Genomic DNA, 14,151 nt, shown 5'->3' on the forward strand with positions numbered 1-14,151 from the left:
ATGCTTGAAGCCAGAGATCTGTACTGCGAGCGGGACGAGAGGACGCTGTTTCGCGGGCTGTCGTTCACCGTGGAGGCCGGGGAGTGGGTGCAGGTCACCGGTGGCAACGGCGCGGGAAAAACCACCCTGCTGCGCCTGCTGACCGGGCTGGCGCGCCCGGACGGCGGCGAGGTGTACTGGCAGGGCGAGCCCCTGCGCCGCGTGCGCGACAGCTTCCATCGCAGCCTGCTGTGGATAGGGCACCAGCCGGGGATTAAAACCCGCCTGACGGCGCGGGAGAACCTGCACTTCTTCCACCCCGGCGACGGCGCGCGTCTCCCGGAGGCGCTGGCGCAGGCCGGGCTGGCGGGATTTGAGGACGTGCCGGTCGCCCGGCTCTCGGCCGGGCAGCAGCGCCGGGTGGCGCTGGCCCGCCTGTGGCTGACCCGCGCCGCGCTGTGGGTGCTCGACGAACCGTTCACCGCCATTGATGTTAACGGCGTGGCGCGCCTCACCCGGCGGATGGCGGCGCACACGGCGCAGGGCGGGATGGTCATTCTCACCACCCACCAGCCGCTGCCGGGGGCCGCGGACACCGTCCGCCGTCTGGCGCTGACCGGCGGGGAGGCGGGGCTGTGATGTGGCGTGTCTTCTGTCTCGAGCTGCGCGTGGCGTTCCGCCACGGCGCGGACATCGCCGGCCCGCTGTGGTTCTTCCTGATGGTCATCACCCTGTTTCCGTTAAGCGTCGGGCCGCAGCCGCAGCTGCTGGCGCGTATCGCGCCGGGCATCATCCAGGTGGCGGCGCTGCTGGCCTCGCTGCTGGCGCTGGAGCGGCTGTTTCGCGACGACCTGCAGGACGGCAGCCTGGAGCAGCTGATGCTGCTGCCGGTGCCGCTGCCGGCGGTGGTGCTGGCGAAGGTGCTGGCCCACTGGGCGGTGACCGGCCTGCCGCTGATTATGCTCTCCCCGCTGGTGGCGCTGCTGCTGGGGATGGACGTGTACGGCTGGAAAATCATGGCGCTGACGCTGCTGCTCGGCACGCCGGCGCTGGGGTTTCTCGCCGCGCCGGGCGTCGGGCTGACGGCCGGCCTGCGGCGCGGCGGCGTCCTGCTGGGCATTCTGGTGCTGCCGCTGAGTGTCCCGGTGCTGATTTTCGCCGCCGCGGCGATGGACGCGGCATCGATGCATTTACCCGCTGACGGTTATCTGGCGGTGCTGGGGGCGCTGCTGGCGGGCAGCGCGACGTTAAGCCCCTTCGCCACTGCGGCGGCGCTGCGCCTCAGCGTGCAGTAGCGCCCCGGCGCGACGGACATTTTACTGGTTTCAGGAGGTCAGGTGACAACGATGTGGAAAACCCTTCATCAGCTGGCGGCGCCGCCCCGGCTGTATCAGATTTGCGGCAGGCTCGTGCCGTGGCTGGCGGCAGCCGGCATCATCGCGCTGGCCACCGGCTGGGTCCGGGGCTTTGGTTTCGCCCCGGCGGACTACCAGCAGGGGGAGGGCTACCGCATTATGTACCTGCATGTCCCGGCGGCCATCTGGTCAATGGGTATCTATGCGGCGATGGCGGTGGCGGCGTTTACCGGGCTGGTCTGGCAGATGAAAATGGCCAGCCTTGCCGTCGCGGCGATGGCGCCGGTGGGGGCGGTGTACACCTTCATCGCGCTGGTCACCGGCGCGGCGTGGGGCAAACCGATGTGGGGCACCTGGTGGGTGTGGGACGCGCGTCTGACCTCGGAGCTGGTGCTGCTGTTTCTCTACGCCGGGGTCATCGCCCTGTGGCACGCCTTTGACGACCGTAAAATGGCCGGGCGCGCGGCGGGCATTCTGGTGCTGGTCGGCGTGGTGAACCTGCCGGTTATCCACTATTCCGTCGAGTGGTGGAACACCCTGCACCAGGGCTCGACGCGGATGCAGCAGAGTATCGACCCGGCGATGCGCTCGCCGCTGCGCTGGGCCATCGCCGGCTACCTGCTGCTCTTTATGACGCTTTCGCTGATGCGGATGCGCAACCTGATTTTACTGATGGAAAAACGCCGCCCGTGGGTGAGCGAACTGATACTGAAAAGGGGGCACCGGTGAGTCCGGCATTTTCATCGTGGAGCGATTTTTTCGCCATGGGCGGGTACGCCTTTTTTGTCTGGCTGGCGGTGGCGATGACCGTGGCGCCGCTGGTGCTGCTGGCGCTGCACACGGTGCTGCAGCGCCGGGCCATTCTGCGCGGCGTGGCGCAGCAGCGGGCGCGAGAGGCGCGGATGCGTGCCGCACAGGCGCAACAGGAGGCGGCGTGAACCTGCGACGTAAAAACCGGCTATGGGTGGTCTGCGCGGTGCTGGCGGGCCTGGCGCTGACCACCGCCCTGGTCCTGTACGCGCTGCGCGCGAATATCGACCTGTTCTATACCCCCGGCGAAATCCTCTACGGCAAGCGCGAGACGCAGCAGCTGCCGGCGGTGGGCCAGCGCCTGCGCGTCGGCGGGATGGTGATGCCCGGCAGCGTCAGGCGCGACCCGGACTCGCTGAAGGTGAACTTCAGCCTTTACGACGCCGAAGGGTCGGTGACGGTGAGCTATGAGGGGATACTGCCGGACCTGTTCCGCGAGGGGCAGGGGGTGGTGGTGCAGGGCACCCTGGAGAAGGGCAACCACGTCCTGGCGCACGAGGTGCTGGCCAAGCATGACGAGAACTACACCCCGCCGGAAGTGGAAAAGGCGATGCAGGAAAACCACCGCCGCCCGCAACGCGCTGATAAGGACACCTCATCATGATGCCTGAATACGGCCACGCACTGCTGTGCCTGGCGCTCGGCGTGGCGCTGCTGCTGTCCGTTTACCCGCTGTGGGGCGTGGCGCGCGGCGACGCGCGGATGATGGCGTCGGCCGGGGTGTTCGCCTGGCTGCTGTTTATCTGCGTGGCGGGCGCGTTTTTCGTGCTGGTGCACGCCTTTGTGGTTAACGACTTCACCGTGGCCTATGTCGCCGGCAACTCGAACACGCAGCTGCCGGTGTGGTACCGGGTGGCCGCCACCTGGGGGGCGCACGAGGGCTCGCTGCTGCTGTGGGTGCTGCTGATGAGCGGCTGGACCCTGGCGGTGGCGGTGTTCAGCCGGCAGGTGCCGGCGGATATCGTCGCCCGGGTGCTGGCGGTGATGGGGATGGTCTGCGCCGGTTTTCTGGCGTTCATCCTGTTCACCTCCGGCCCGTTCGCCCGCACGCTGCCGGCCTTTCCGGTGGAGGGGCGCGACCTGAACCCGCTGCTGCAGGACCCGGGGCTGATTTTCCACCCGCCGCTGCTGTACATGGGCTATGTCGGCTTCTCGGTGGCCTTCGCCTTCGCCATCGCCGCGCTGCTGAGCGGGCGTCTGGACAGCGCGTTCACCCGTTTTGCCCGCCCGTGGACGCTGGCGGCGTGGGTGTTCCTGACGCTGGGCATCGTGCTCGGCTCGGCGTGGGCCTACTACGAGCTGGGCTGGGGCGGCTGGTGGTTCTGGGACCCGGTGGAGAACGCCTCCTTTATGCCGTGGCTGGCGGGCACCGCCCTGCTGCACTCGCTGGCGGTCACGGAACAGCGCGCCGGCTTTAAGGCGTGGACGCTGCTGCTGTCCATCTGCGCCTTCTCGCTGTGCCTGCTGGGCACCTTCCTGGTGCGCTCCGGGGTGCTGGTGTCGGTGCACGCCTTCGCCTCCGACCCGGCGCGCGGAATGTTTATCCTCGCCTTTATGGTGCTGGTCACCGGCGGCTCGCTGCTGCTGTTCGCCGTGCGCGGGCACAGGGTGCGTTCGCGGGTGAACAACACGCTGTGGTCGCGCGAGTCGCTGCTGCTCGGCAACAACGTCCTGCTGATGGCCGCCATGCTGGTGGTGCTGCTGGGTACCCTGCTGCCGCTGGTGCACAAACAGCTGGGGCTGGGCAGCATTTCGGTGGGGGAGCCGTTCTTTAACACCATGTTCACCTGGCTGATGGTCCCCTTTGCCCTGCTGCTGGGGGTGGGGCCTTTAGTGCGCTGGGGCCGGGACCGGCCGCGTAACATCAGGACGCTGCTGCTCACCGCCCTGGTCTCCACCCTGGTGCTGTCGGTACTTTTGCCATGGCTGCTGGAAGATAAAATCATCGCCATGACGGCGGTGGGGATGGCGATGGCCTGCTGGATTGCGGTGCTGGCGGTGGCCGAAGCCGTACAGCGCGTGTCCCGCGGCACGAAAACCTCTCTCAGCTACTGGGGAATGGTGGCGGCGCACCTCGGGCTGGCGGTGACGATTACCGGCATCGCCTTCAGCCAGAATTACAGCGTGGAGCGTGACGTGCGGATGCGGGCGGGCGACAGCGTGACCATTCACGACTACCGCTTCACCTTCCGGGAGGTGCGGGACATCACCGGCCCCAACTACCGCGGCGGGGTGGCCCTCATCGGGGTGACGCGCCACGGCGAGCCGGAGGCGGTGCTGCACGCGGAGAAACGGCTCTACAACACCAGCCGGATGGTGATGACCGAGGCGGCGATTGACGGCGGGCTGACCCGCGACCTGTACGCCGCGCTCGGGGAGGAGCTGGACAACGGCGCGTGGGCCGTGCGCCTGTACTACAAACCGTTTGTCCGCTGGATATGGGCCGGGGGACTGCTGATGGCGCTGGGCGGGCTGCTGTGCCTGGCGGACCCGCGCTACCGCCGCCGTAAACCATTGCCGGAGGCCGGATGAAACGCAACGTACTGTTATTACCGCTGCTGATTTTTCTGCTGATTGCCGCGGCGCTGCTGTGGCAGCTGACGCGCAACGCGCAGGGGGATGACCCGACGAATCTCGAATCGGCGCTGACCGGGAAGCCGGTGCCGGCGTTCCGCCTGGAATCGCTGGAGACGCCGGGTCAGTACTATGAGGCGGAGGTGCTGACGCAGGGGAAACCGGTGCTGCTTAACGTCTGGGCCACCTGGTGCCCGACCTGCCGCGCCGAGCATCAGTACCTGAACCAGCTTTCTGCGCAGGGTATCCGGGTGGTCGGGCTGAACTATAAGGACGACCGGGCGAAGGCGGTGGCCTGGTTAAAGGAACTGGGCAACCCGTATGCGCTGAGTTTATCGGACAGCGACGGGATGCTGGGGCTGGACCTGGGCGTGTACGGCGCGCCGGAAACCTTCCTCATCGACGGCAACGGGATTATCCGCTACCGCCATGCGGGCGATTTGAATGCCCGGGTATGGGAGAGTGAACTGAAACCACTGTGGGACAGATACAGCCGGGAGGCGGCGCAATGAGACTGTTACCGGGCATGGTGATGCTGATGCTGGTGCTGGTTATCTCCGGGTCAGCGCGGGCAACCACCGACGTGATGCCGTTTAAAGATGAAGCGCAGGAGCAGCAGTTCCGCCAGCTCACGGAGCAGCTGCGCTGCCCGAAATGCCAGAACAACAGCATTGCGGACTCGAACGCGATGATAGCCACTGACATGCGCCGCAGGGTGTATGACCTGATGCAGGAGGGGAAGAGCCGCCAGGAAATCATCGATTACATGGTGGCGCGCTACGGCAACTTTGTCACCTACGACCCGCCGCTGACCCCGCTGACGGTGCTGCTGTGGGTGCTGCCGCTGGCCGCCATCGTGGCGGGCGGGTGGATAATCGTCGCCCGCACGCGCCGGCGGGTGCGCCTGCGCCGGGAGCCGCTGCCGGCAGACACCCCGGTTTGCGGCGCGCGCGCCGGGTGGGGCGTTTACGTGCCGGGGGCCGTCATTGCGCTGGCGGTCGGCGCCGGCAGCTACGCCCTGACCGGCAGCTATCAGCAGGTCAGGGTCTGGCAGCAGGCGACGGCGCAGACGCCCGGGCTGCTGGCGCGGGCGCTGGACCCGCAGGCGCAGCCGCTGAATGAAGAGGAGATGGCGCGGCTGGCGCTGGGGCTGCGCACCCGCCTGCAGAATGATGCCGGCAATGTTGAGGGCTGGCTCATGCTGGGGCGCACCGGTATGGTACTGGGTAATGCCGGTACCGCCACCGGGGCGTATGCGAACGCCTACCGCCTGGACCCGAAAAACAGCGATGCGGCGCTGGGCTACGCGGAGGCGCTGACGCGCTCGTCCGACCCGGAGGATAACCGCCGCGGCGGGGAGCTGCTGCGCCGGCTGGTGAGCCGCGACCACACGGATATCCGGGTGTTAAGCCTGTATGCGTTTAACGCCTTTGAGCAGCAGCGCTTTGGCGAGGCGGTGGCGGCCTGGGAGATGATGCTGAAACTGCTGCCGGCGGGTGACGCCCGGCGGGCGGTGATAGAGCGCAGTATCCGGCTGGCGCAGGAGAAATAAGACCCTGACGGCCCGGTGGCGTGGCGCCACCGGGCCTGGCTATCCCAACGATACGCTAAAGCCTGAAAGTGAAGCCCGTGTGCAGTATGATGACGAGCATCGTCTCTTATCAGGACATCCCATGAAACAAATCACCTTTACGCCGCGCCATCACCAGCTTACCAACACCAATACCTGGACACCTGACAGCCAGTGGCTGGTCTTTGATGTGCGGCCTTCAGGCGCGTCATTTACGGGCAAGACTATTGAGCGTGTCAATGTGCATACCGGCGACGTGGAGGTGATTTATCGCGCCGTGCAGGGCGCGCATGTCGGTGTGGTGACGGTGCATCCTGCCGACAATCACTATGTGTTTATTCATGGCCCTGAAAACCCTGATGAGACGTGGCATTACGATTTCCACCACCGTCGGGGCGTTATTGCAACGCCGGGGGGCGTGACTAACCTCGATGCGATGGATATTACTGCGCCGTATACTCCCGGCGCGCTGCGCGGCGGCAGCCACGTCCATGTGTTTAGCCCGAACGGCGAGCTGGTGAGTTTTACCTATAATGACCACGTTCTGCATGAGCGAGATCCGGCGCTGGATCTGCGTAATGTCGGCGTGGCCGTGCCGTATGGGCCGGTTACGGTGCCGGCTCAGCATCCGCGCGAATACAGCGGTAGCCACTGGTGCGTACTGGTTAGCCGCACGACGCCTGCGCCGAGACCTGGCAGCGATGACATTAACCGCGCCTATGAAGAGGGCTGGGTGGGCAACCGCCAGATCGCCTTTATTGGCGATACGCTGTCGCTGACGGGCAAAAAAGTCCCGGAGCTGTTTATTGTCGATTTACCGTGTCATGAAAACGGCTGGAAACAGGCAGGCGACACGCCGCTGACGGGAACCGAATCAACAATGCCATCGCCGCCGTTGGGCGTAGTTCAGCGGCGTCTTACCTTTACTCACCAGCGTGTTTATCCTGGACTCACTAACGAACCACGCCACTGGGTCCGCAGTAATCCGCAGGCGACGGCGATCGCCTTTTTGATGCGGGACGATAACGGCGTAGCGCAACTGTGGCTGATATCGCCTCAGGGAGGCGAGCCCCGGCAGTTAACGCATCATGCGACCGGCGTACAGTCAGCGTTTAACTGGCATCCGTCGGGTAAATGGCTGGGACTGGTGCTGGAAAACCGGATTGCCTGCTGCGACGCACAAAGTGGGAAGATCGACTTCTTAACCGCCAGGCACGACAACCCGCCGTCTGCGGACGCCGTCGTTTTTTCACCGGATGGGCGACACGTCGCATGGATGGAAGAGGTGAAAGGGTTCCGTCAGCTATGGGTGACGGAAACCGGGCGATAAATCAGGGAGGAGGCATCTTCGCCGGGGGGATGACGGCATTGGTCATTTTCGTCTCCTCCTCGCTTTTCTCGACGCGCGATCTTACCGAACTGTCTTTGCGGAAGATGTCCCACGGCAGAAGGATCGTATCCATCACGGCGGTAAACGGCATATCCAGGATGGCCAACGATTTTGTGCCCCAGTTTGTCTCATCGTTACCGATCATCGTAGCGCTGGCGCGCGTGCCAGGATAAGTACCCTCTTTACCGCCGGTGTGCGACATGACGCTTGAACAACCGCTTAATAAAAGCATCCCATTCCATATTATCAGCGTTAACCACACGTTTTTTATCATCACTCATTCATCTATTGGTTGTCGTTATTTGCATGATGAGTTATAGCGATCCGTTGCTAAAAATAACATCACCAGTACGTGGCACTGTGGCGGTAATCGCACTTTAACAATCAGTGCTGTCCCAACCAGTCTATGCAATAGCCAATAAACTGCAAAAAAAAGTCGGATTAAAATACTTGAAAAGTACGTATTCAGACCCATTTATAAGACGTAGTGAATAGAAGGGCACGCCTGATGGGTGTTCTGGCAATCCTGGCCTGTCCATGATGGAAGGTCTGACATTCTCGCTGATTTCAGGAGTTTATGATTATGCGTAACTTTGATTTATCCCCGCTGTACCGTTCTGCCATTGGTTTTGACCGTCTGTTTAACCTGCTTGAAAATAACCAAAGCCAAAGTAATGGCGGCTACCCTCCGTACAACGTTGAGCTGGTAGACGAAAACCACTACCGCATCGCCATTGCCGTTGCCGGTTTCGCGGAAAGCGAACTGGAGATTACCGCCCAGGATAATTTACTGGTGGTAAAAGGCGCTCATGCGGACGAGCAGAAAGAACGTACTTACCTGTATCAGGGCATTGCCGAGCGTAACTTTGAGCGTAAGTTCCAGTTAGCGGAAAACATTCACGTTCGCGGCGCAAACCTGGTCAACGGGCTGCTGTATATCGAACTGGAGCGCGTGATTCCGGAAGCGAACAAACCGCGCCGTATCGAAATTAACTGATTCCGTCAGGTCGCGTTGCGCGGCCTGTCATCCCATGCTCGCCGTCAGGGAGCATATTCGCACGTAAAGTGTGAAGGTAAAAACTCGCTTCTTAGAAGGAGAAATGATTATGCGTAACTACGATTTATCCCCACTGCTGCGTCAATGGATCGGTTTTGACAAGCTGGCCAATGCGCTGCAAAACAGCGGCGAAAGCCAGAGCTTCCCGCCCTATAACATCGAAAAAAGCGACGATAACCATTATCGCATTACCTTAGCGTTAGCCGGTTTCCGTCAGGAAGATCTGGATATTCAACTGGAAGGCACGCGCCTGACGGTGAAAGGTACGCCGGAACAGCCGGAAAACGAGCCCAAATGGTTACATCAGGGCCTGGTCATGCAGCCTTTTAGCCTGAGCTTTACGCTGGCTGAGAATATGGAAGTTTCCGGCGCGACGTTTACCAACGGCCTGCTGCATATTGATTTAACCCGTAACGAGCCGGAAACCATTGCGCCGCAGCGTATCGCCATTAACGAACGCTCCGCATTAAATAGCTAATGAGCTCCTTGCCTTGCCCCGCCAGAGATGGCGGGGCTTTTTTGTGCCACGAAAAAGGGTAAGACGCTGCCGAAGTCAGGACGTCTGGGCGGTTTTGTAATATGAGAATGTGCGCCATGCTGTATATATGCCTTAACGGTTCAGTCATAATCCCTATAAATTGAAATGTTACTCACAGGGAAGAGAAGATGAGATGAGTGATATCGCATTGACGGTCAGCGTTCTGGCGTTGGTGGCGGTTGTCGGTTTATGGATCGGCAACATTAAAGTGCGCGGTGTCGGCTTTGGTATTGGCGGTGTGTTGTTCGGCGGTATTATCGTCGGCCACTTCGTCGATCAGGCTGGGGTGACGCTGAGCGGCGATATGCTGCACTTTATCCAGGAGTTCGGCCTGATCCTTTTTGTTTATACCATCGGCATACAGGTGGGGCCGGGGTTTTTCGCCTCGCTGCGCGTTTCCGGGCTACGTCTCAATCTGTTTGCCGTTCTGATTGTGATTATGGGCGGGTTGGTCACCGCGATTCTGCATAAAATTTTCGCTATTCCGCTGCCGGTAGTGCTGGGGATTTTCTCCGGCGCAGTCACCAATACGCCTGCGTTAGGGGCGGGTCAGCAAATCCTGCGCGATCTGGGAACGCCAGTGGATCTGGTAGATCAGATGGGGATGAGCTATGCGATGGCGTATCCGTTTGGCATCTGCGGTATTTTGCTCACCATGTGGCTGATGCGGCTGATTTTTCGCGTTAACGTCGAGGCGGAGGCGCAGAAGCACGAATCCTCTCTCGCTAACGGTCATTCATTAATTCAAACAATGAATATCCGTGTCGAGAATCCGAACCTCAATAATATGGCTATCCAGGATGTGCCGATCCTGAACAGCGATAAAATCATTTGCTCACGCCTGAAACGCGATGACACGCTGATGGTACCGTCGCCGGGGACGATTATCCAGGCAGGCGACCTGCTGCACCTCGTCGGCCAATCTACCGACCTGCATAACGCGCAACTGGTGATCGGCAAGGAAGTGGACACCTCGTTGTCGACGCGCGGCACGGATTTACGCGTCGAGCGTGTGGTCGTCACCAACGAAAAAGTGCTCGGCAAACGTATCCGCGATTTGCACTTTAAAGAGCGTTATGACGTGGTTATCTCCCGTCTTAACCGCGCGGGCGTTGAGCTGGTCGCCAGCAGCGACGCCAGCCTGCAGTTTGGCGACATTCTCAATCTGGTGGGGCGTCCTGCCTCGATTGATGCGGTAGCCAATGTGGTCGGCAACGCGCAGCAAAAACTCCAGCAGGTGCAGATGCTGCCGGTGTTTATCGGCATCGGATTAGGGGTTCTGCTTGGGTCAATCCCGTTGTTTGTGCCGGGATTCCCGGTCGCTTTAAAACTGGGGCTGGCCGGCGGGCCGCTGATCATGGCGCTAATTTTGGGGCGTATCGGCAGCATCGGTAAGCTGTACTGGTTTATGCCGCCGAGCGCCAACCTCGCGCTGCGTGAGTTAGGCATCGTTTTGTTTCTGGCGGTCGTTGGGCTGAAATCCGGCGGCGATTTTGTCGATACGCTGACGCAGGGCGAAGGATTAAGCTGGATTGGCTACGGTATTTTCATCACCGCTATTCCGCTGATTACCGTCGGTTTGCTGGCGCGGATTTTTGCCAAAATGAACTATCTGACGCTGTGCGGGATGCTGGCCGGTTCGATGACCGATCCGCCAGCGCTGGCATTTGCCAACAATCTGCACGCCACCAGCGGCGCGGCGGCGCTCTCTTACGCGACCGTCTATCCGTTAGTGATGTTCCTGCGTATTATCACGCCACAACTGCTGGCGGTGATTTTTTGGGGAATGGGTTAGCGCCTGATGGCGCGTTGCTTATCCGGCCTATGCACTGTGTTAAATCCAGGCTGGATAACGCGCGCCGCACCGGCCACACTTCTGCTCTTCTTCTTATCTCTTTCCTCAATGAACGCGCTAATCAGCGTAATGCCAACGAGCATAATTCCAATTTTTTTCAGCTAGTTATCAATCTTCTTCGCCTTTTTTTTCGTCGCGACGGGTGGTTTTTCAGCTTTTAATTCGGCAATAATGCCTTTCCTGGCGGTGGCGTTGAAAAAGGTCGTAACTGAAATGAAAAATAGCGGCAATGAGCGTGGTTGCGCCAAAACGCATCACCAGTGAACTACAGTTATTTTGCAATAAGATTCCCTTGCTGCGGGATAATGTGAAGCATATCAGCAACAACGTGAGTGGTATTCTGAAAACGAACGGGAATACATAAGAACGTAAAAGGAGTCGTCATGAAGATTTCCCGCCTCGGAGAAGCGCCGGATTATCGCTTCTCACTGGCAAATGAGCGCACCTTTCTGGCGTGGATTCGCACCTCGCTGGGATTTCTGGCGGCAGGCGTCGGTCTTGATCAGCTCGCCCCGGATTTTGCCACGCCGGTGATCCGTGAACTGCTGGCGCTACTGTTGTGTCTGTTTGCGGGCGGCCTGGCGATTTATGGCTATCTACGCTGGTTACGTAATGAAAAAGCGATGCGTCTGAAAGAGGATTTGCCCTATACCCATAGCCTGTTGATCATCAGCGTTATTTTGATGATTGTCGCGGTGATAGTGATGGGGCTGGTACTGTATGCCGGATAGTCGTAAAGCCCGTCGGCAGAACGATCCGGGACTGCAACCGGAGCGTACGTCGCTGGCCTGGTTTCGCACGCTGCTGGGATACGGGGCGTTAATGGCGTTAGCCGTCAGGCACCACTGGCATCAGGCGGGGTTCTTGTTCTGGGTGTCAATCAGCGTTCTGGCGATAGTGGCGGTGATTCTTTGGCGTTATACCCTGAGTCGTAATTTGATGGATGTCGCGCATAGCGATTTTTCCGAAACTCATGTCGTGCGTGACAAATTTTTGATCTCCCTCGCGGTGTTGTCGCTCGCAATCCTGTTTGCTGTTACCCATATTCGCCAACTTATTGCATTTATCGGGAATTTTATATGACAGGACGTCAGGACATTGTCGTGAGTGATGACCAGATTCAGGTCGTCGTAAATCGCCAGAATAGCCAGCGCCCTCAGCAACTGTACCGTAACTTACAACGGCTCGGCATTCGCAATGTCCATTTTATCCCATTGTTGGAACATGACCGGAACGGAATGTTGACCGAGGATTCATTGTGTTCAGCAGACTGGGGGCGGTTTTTAAATAGCGTATTTGATATTTGGGTACGTGAAGATATTCAGCGTATCTCGGTCCGCCTTTTTGATGAGACGCTACAGCAGTGGTGCGGCGGCAGGAATGGTGCTAAAACGCCGGACAAGGCGCCGTTAAGCGCTGAATGTCAGAAGTGTTCTTTATTACGATTTTGCGGCGGCGGATGCCCTGAGCATCGGGATAGCCAGGGGAAAAATCAGCTTTGCGAGGGCTACCAGACCTTTTTTAACTACTCCTCGCCGCATATGCGGGTGATGCGGGATTTACTGAAACAGCATCGCTCGCCTGAGGAGTTGATGGCGATGCTGCGTTAACGTTACAGGCCTGATAAGCGTAGCGCCATCAGGCGATGGCGTGCCGGATGGCGCAGCCGTCTTTCCGGCACTGAGCGAGTATTAGCGTCCTTTCGCCAGGTATTGTTCCATTTCATCCTCCGGCACCATGCCGCCCCCGGTTGCCCATACCAGATGCGTCGCGTTGCCGAGCTGCGTCTGACTGAATCCATGCCTTTGCTGATACGCGGCGGCGGCGCAAATGCGCTGTGGCCCGGCCATCCCCGCCAGAGCTGATGGCTCCAGTCGAATTCCTTCCTCCTGCGCCAGCCAGCCCAGCATGTCGTACATTGTTTGATCGTCTAAGGTATAGAGGCCGTCAAGCAGACGCTCCATTGCCCGACCAACAAAGCCCGAAGCGCGACCTACCGCCAGGCCGTCAGCCGCCGTCAGGTTATCAATACCGATATCTTGTACTGAGATGGCATCGTGCAGACCGGTATAAACGCCGAGTAACATGCAGGGTGAATGGGTCGGTTCGGCAAAGAAACAGTGGACGTTGTCGCCAAACGCCAGTTTCAGGCCAAAGGCGACGCCGCCAGGGCCGCCGCCAACGCCGCACGGCAGATAAACAAACAGTGGGTGGCTGGCGTCAACGACGCGTCCCTGCTGCGCGAATTGCGCTTTCAGACGCTGACCCGCTACCGCATAGCCCAGAAATAGCGTGCGAGAGTTTTCATCGTCGATAAAGAAACAGTTTGGATCGGATTGCGCTGCTTTACGGCCCTGCTCAACCGCCACGCCGTAATCATCTTCGTATTCTACGACCGTCACGCCGTGGCTACGCAGCTTCGCTTTTTTCCAGGCGCGGGCGTCGGCAGACATATGTACCGTCACTTTAAAACCGATGCAGGCGCTCATGATACCGATCGATAGCCCCAGATTGCCGGTTGAACCGACGGCGATACTGTACTGGCTGAAGAATTGTTTAAATTCCGGCGAAAGCAACACGCTATAGTCATCGTCGGTGGTTAACAGACCCGCCTCCAGCGCCAGTTTTTCCGCGTGCGTTAGCACCTCGTAGATGCCGCCGCGCGCTTTAATGGAACCAGAGATTGCCAGGTGACTGTCTTTTTTTAACAGTATTTCACCGTCGATCGTTTGCCCATACTCTTTTTCCAGCCGCTTTTGCATGGCCGGAATAGCGACCACGTCAGATTCGATCATGCCGCCAGCGGCAGCGGTTTGCGGAAACGCTTTCGCCAGATACGGCGCAAAGCGCGCCAGACGGTCATGGGCGGCGTTTACGTCCTGCTCCGTCAGGCCGACATACGGTAGACCTTGTGCAAGAGAGGTGGCGCCCGGGTTAAACCAGGTGGTTTCTTTGAGGGCGACCAGATCCTCGACCAAAGGATACCGGGCGATGAGCTTTTGTATGTTTTCCATAGTACGTCT

At 60.0% G+C, this 14,151-nt stretch carries 17 protein-coding genes and 1 other annotated feature; of the genes, 15 read left to right on the forward strand and 2 right to left on the reverse strand.

The window, feature by feature from the left end; translation table 11 throughout:
• The 9 genes from ccmA to ABVN44_RS19135 form a co-directional block, all read left to right on the forward strand.
• Positions 1-618, forward strand: a 618-nt coding sequence (gene ccmA, locus ABVN44_RS19095) for a cytochrome c biogenesis heme-transporting ATPase CcmA (protein WP_023242830.1), incomplete at its 5' end; no start/stop codon positions are given.
• The gene (gene ccmB / locus ABVN44_RS19100; protein ID WP_000990033.1) at positions 615-1,274 is read left to right on the forward strand and encodes a heme exporter protein CcmB; all 660 of its coding nucleotides are present in this window, start codon (positions 615-617) and stop codon (positions 1,272-1,274) included. The genes ccmA and ccmB, both read left to right, overlap by 4 nt.
• A gap of 51 nt (positions 1,275-1,325) precedes the next feature.
• Positions 1,326-2,063 carry a heme ABC transporter permease gene (locus ABVN44_RS19105; protein ID WP_000265997.1) on the forward strand — a complete coding sequence of 246 codons (738 nt, stop codon included), beginning with the start codon at positions 1,326-1,328 and terminating at the stop codon, positions 2,061-2,063.
• Entirely contained in the window at positions 2,060-2,272 is a 213-nt protein-coding gene (gene ccmD / locus ABVN44_RS19110; protein WP_000074113.1) for a heme exporter protein CcmD, read from the forward strand. Before ABVN44_RS19105 ends, ccmD begins: the two co-directional genes overlap by 4 nt.
• Positions 2,269-2,748, forward strand: a complete 480-nt coding sequence (ccmE, locus tag ABVN44_RS19115) for a cytochrome c maturation protein CcmE (RefSeq protein ID WP_001053607.1) — start codon at positions 2,269-2,271, stop codon at positions 2,746-2,748. Before ccmD ends, ccmE begins: the two co-directional genes overlap by 4 nt.
• Positions 2,745-4,676, forward strand: coding sequence for a heme lyase CcmF/NrfE family subunit (locus ABVN44_RS19120; RefSeq protein WP_001522061.1), 1,932 nt, complete (start codon positions 2,745-2,747; stop codon positions 4,674-4,676). The genes ccmE and ABVN44_RS19120 overlap by 4 nt, the downstream gene beginning before the upstream one ends.
• Positions 4,673-5,230, forward strand: a complete 558-nt coding sequence (dsbE, locus tag ABVN44_RS19125) for a thiol:disulfide interchange protein DsbE (protein WP_000828304.1) — start codon at positions 4,673-4,675, stop codon at positions 5,228-5,230. Before ABVN44_RS19120 ends, dsbE begins: the two co-directional genes overlap by 4 nt.
• A complete protein-coding gene (locus ABVN44_RS19130) occupies positions 5,227-6,270 on the forward strand; it encodes a cytochrome c-type biogenesis protein CcmH (RefSeq protein ID WP_052895192.1) in 1,044 nt (347 codons plus the stop codon). Before dsbE ends, ABVN44_RS19130 begins: the two co-directional genes overlap by 4 nt.
• Positions 6,271-6,391: 121 nt before the next feature.
• Positions 6,392-7,618, forward strand: a complete 1,227-nt coding sequence (locus ABVN44_RS19135; RefSeq protein WP_023231605.1) for a DUF3748 domain-containing protein — start codon at positions 6,392-6,394, stop codon at positions 7,616-7,618.
• 1 nt (position 7,619) lies between these two features.
• On the opposite strand, the gene ABVN44_RS19140 is transcribed toward ABVN44_RS19135, so the two are convergent.
• Complete coding sequence (locus ABVN44_RS19140; protein ID WP_001581211.1) at positions 7,620-7,952, reverse strand: YceK/YidQ family lipoprotein; 333 nt, start codon at positions 7,950-7,952, stop codon at positions 7,620-7,622.
• Positions 7,953-8,194: 242 nt separating this feature from the next.
• Positions 8,195-8,268 (forward strand) — a sequence feature (ROSE (Repression Of Heat Shock gene Expression) occurs in the 5'-region of heat shock genes and acts as an RNA thermometer to modulate expression.).
• On the opposite strand from ABVN44_RS19140, the gene ibpA reads away from it, so the two are divergent.
• From ibpA to ABVN44_RS19170, 6 genes are all read left to right on the forward strand, one after another.
• A complete protein-coding gene (gene ibpA, locus ABVN44_RS19145; protein WP_001532742.1) occupies positions 8,262-8,675 on the forward strand; it encodes a small heat shock chaperone IbpA in 414 nt (137 codons plus the stop codon). (Overlaps the previous feature by 7 nt.)
• 109 nt (positions 8,676-8,784) lie before the next feature.
• Positions 8,785-9,213 (forward strand): small heat shock chaperone IbpB, encoded by a 429-nt coding sequence (ibpB, locus tag ABVN44_RS19150; protein ID WP_001246919.1) that lies wholly within the window; start codon positions 8,785-8,787, stop codon positions 9,211-9,213.
• Positions 9,214-9,406: 193 nt separating this feature from the next.
• Positions 9,407-11,068 (forward strand): putative transporter, encoded by a 1,662-nt coding sequence (locus ABVN44_RS19155; protein WP_001279793.1) that lies wholly within the window; start codon positions 9,407-9,409, stop codon positions 11,066-11,068.
• A gap of 443 nt (positions 11,069-11,511) precedes the next feature.
• Complete coding sequence (locus ABVN44_RS19160) at positions 11,512-11,859, forward strand: YidH family protein (protein ID WP_000703964.1); 348 nt, start codon at positions 11,512-11,514, stop codon at positions 11,857-11,859.
• Positions 11,849-12,211, forward strand: a complete 363-nt coding sequence (locus ABVN44_RS19165) for a DUF202 domain-containing protein (protein WP_001113454.1) — start codon at positions 11,849-11,851, stop codon at positions 12,209-12,211. Before ABVN44_RS19160 ends, ABVN44_RS19165 begins: the two co-directional genes overlap by 11 nt.
• Entirely contained in the window at positions 12,208-12,738 is a 531-nt protein-coding gene (locus tag ABVN44_RS19170) for a radical SAM protein (RefSeq protein WP_000147833.1), read from the forward strand. Before ABVN44_RS19165 ends, ABVN44_RS19170 begins: the two co-directional genes overlap by 4 nt.
• Positions 12,739-12,819: 81 nt before the next feature.
• On the opposite strand, the gene dsdA is transcribed toward ABVN44_RS19170, so the two are convergent.
• On the reverse strand, positions 12,820-14,142 hold the full coding sequence (gene dsdA, locus ABVN44_RS19175; RefSeq protein ID WP_023231603.1) for a D-serine ammonia-lyase: 1,323 nt from the start codon (positions 14,140-14,142) through the stop codon (positions 12,820-12,822).
• Between the last annotated feature and the right edge of the window lie 9 nt (positions 14,143-14,151).

The sequence above is a fragment of the Salmonella sp. SJTUF15570 genome (genome assembly GCF_043357055.1).
Lineage (GTDB): Bacteria > Pseudomonadota > Gammaproteobacteria > Enterobacterales > Enterobacteriaceae > Salmonella > Salmonella enterica.

What these genes read in the sequence shown, in the direction of transcription:
- dsbE (WP_000828304.1), top strand. Translation starts at nt 4,673, where the DNA reads ATGAAACGCAACGTACTGTTATTACCGCTGCTGATTTTTCTGCTGATT.
- dsdA (WP_023231603.1), bottom strand. Translation starts at nt 14,142, where the DNA reads ATGGAAAACATACAAAAGCTCATCGCCCGGTATCCTTTGGTCGAGGAT.
- ABVN44_RS19105 (WP_000265997.1), top strand. Translation starts at nt 1,326, where the DNA reads ATGTGGAAAACCCTTCATCAGCTGGCGGCGCCGCCCCGGCTGTATCAG.
- ABVN44_RS19160 (WP_000703964.1), top strand. Translation starts at nt 11,512, where the DNA reads ATGAAGATTTCCCGCCTCGGAGAAGCGCCGGATTATCGCTTCTCACTG.
- ibpA (WP_001532742.1), top strand. Translation starts at nt 8,262, where the DNA reads ATGCGTAACTTTGATTTATCCCCGCTGTACCGTTCTGCCATTGGTTTT.
- ABVN44_RS19165 (WP_001113454.1), top strand. Translation starts at nt 11,849, where the DNA reads ATGCCGGATAGTCGTAAAGCCCGTCGGCAGAACGATCCGGGACTGCAA.
- ABVN44_RS19140 (WP_001581211.1), bottom strand. Translation starts at nt 7,952, where the DNA reads ATGATAAAAAACGTGTGGTTAACGCTGATAATATGGAATGGGATGCTT.
- ABVN44_RS19135 (WP_023231605.1), top strand. Translation starts at nt 6,392, where the DNA reads ATGAAACAAATCACCTTTACGCCGCGCCATCACCAGCTTACCAACACC.
- ABVN44_RS19120 (WP_001522061.1), top strand. Translation starts at nt 2,745, where the DNA reads ATGATGCCTGAATACGGCCACGCACTGCTGTGCCTGGCGCTCGGCGTG.
- ABVN44_RS19130 (WP_052895192.1), top strand. Translation starts at nt 5,227, where the DNA reads ATGAGACTGTTACCGGGCATGGTGATGCTGATGCTGGTGCTGGTTATC.
- ABVN44_RS19155 (WP_001279793.1), top strand. Translation starts at nt 9,407, where the DNA reads ATGAGTGATATCGCATTGACGGTCAGCGTTCTGGCGTTGGTGGCGGTT.
- ABVN44_RS19170 (WP_000147833.1), top strand. Translation starts at nt 12,208, where the DNA reads ATGACAGGACGTCAGGACATTGTCGTGAGTGATGACCAGATTCAGGTC.
- ibpB (WP_001246919.1), top strand. Translation starts at nt 8,785, where the DNA reads ATGCGTAACTACGATTTATCCCCACTGCTGCGTCAATGGATCGGTTTT.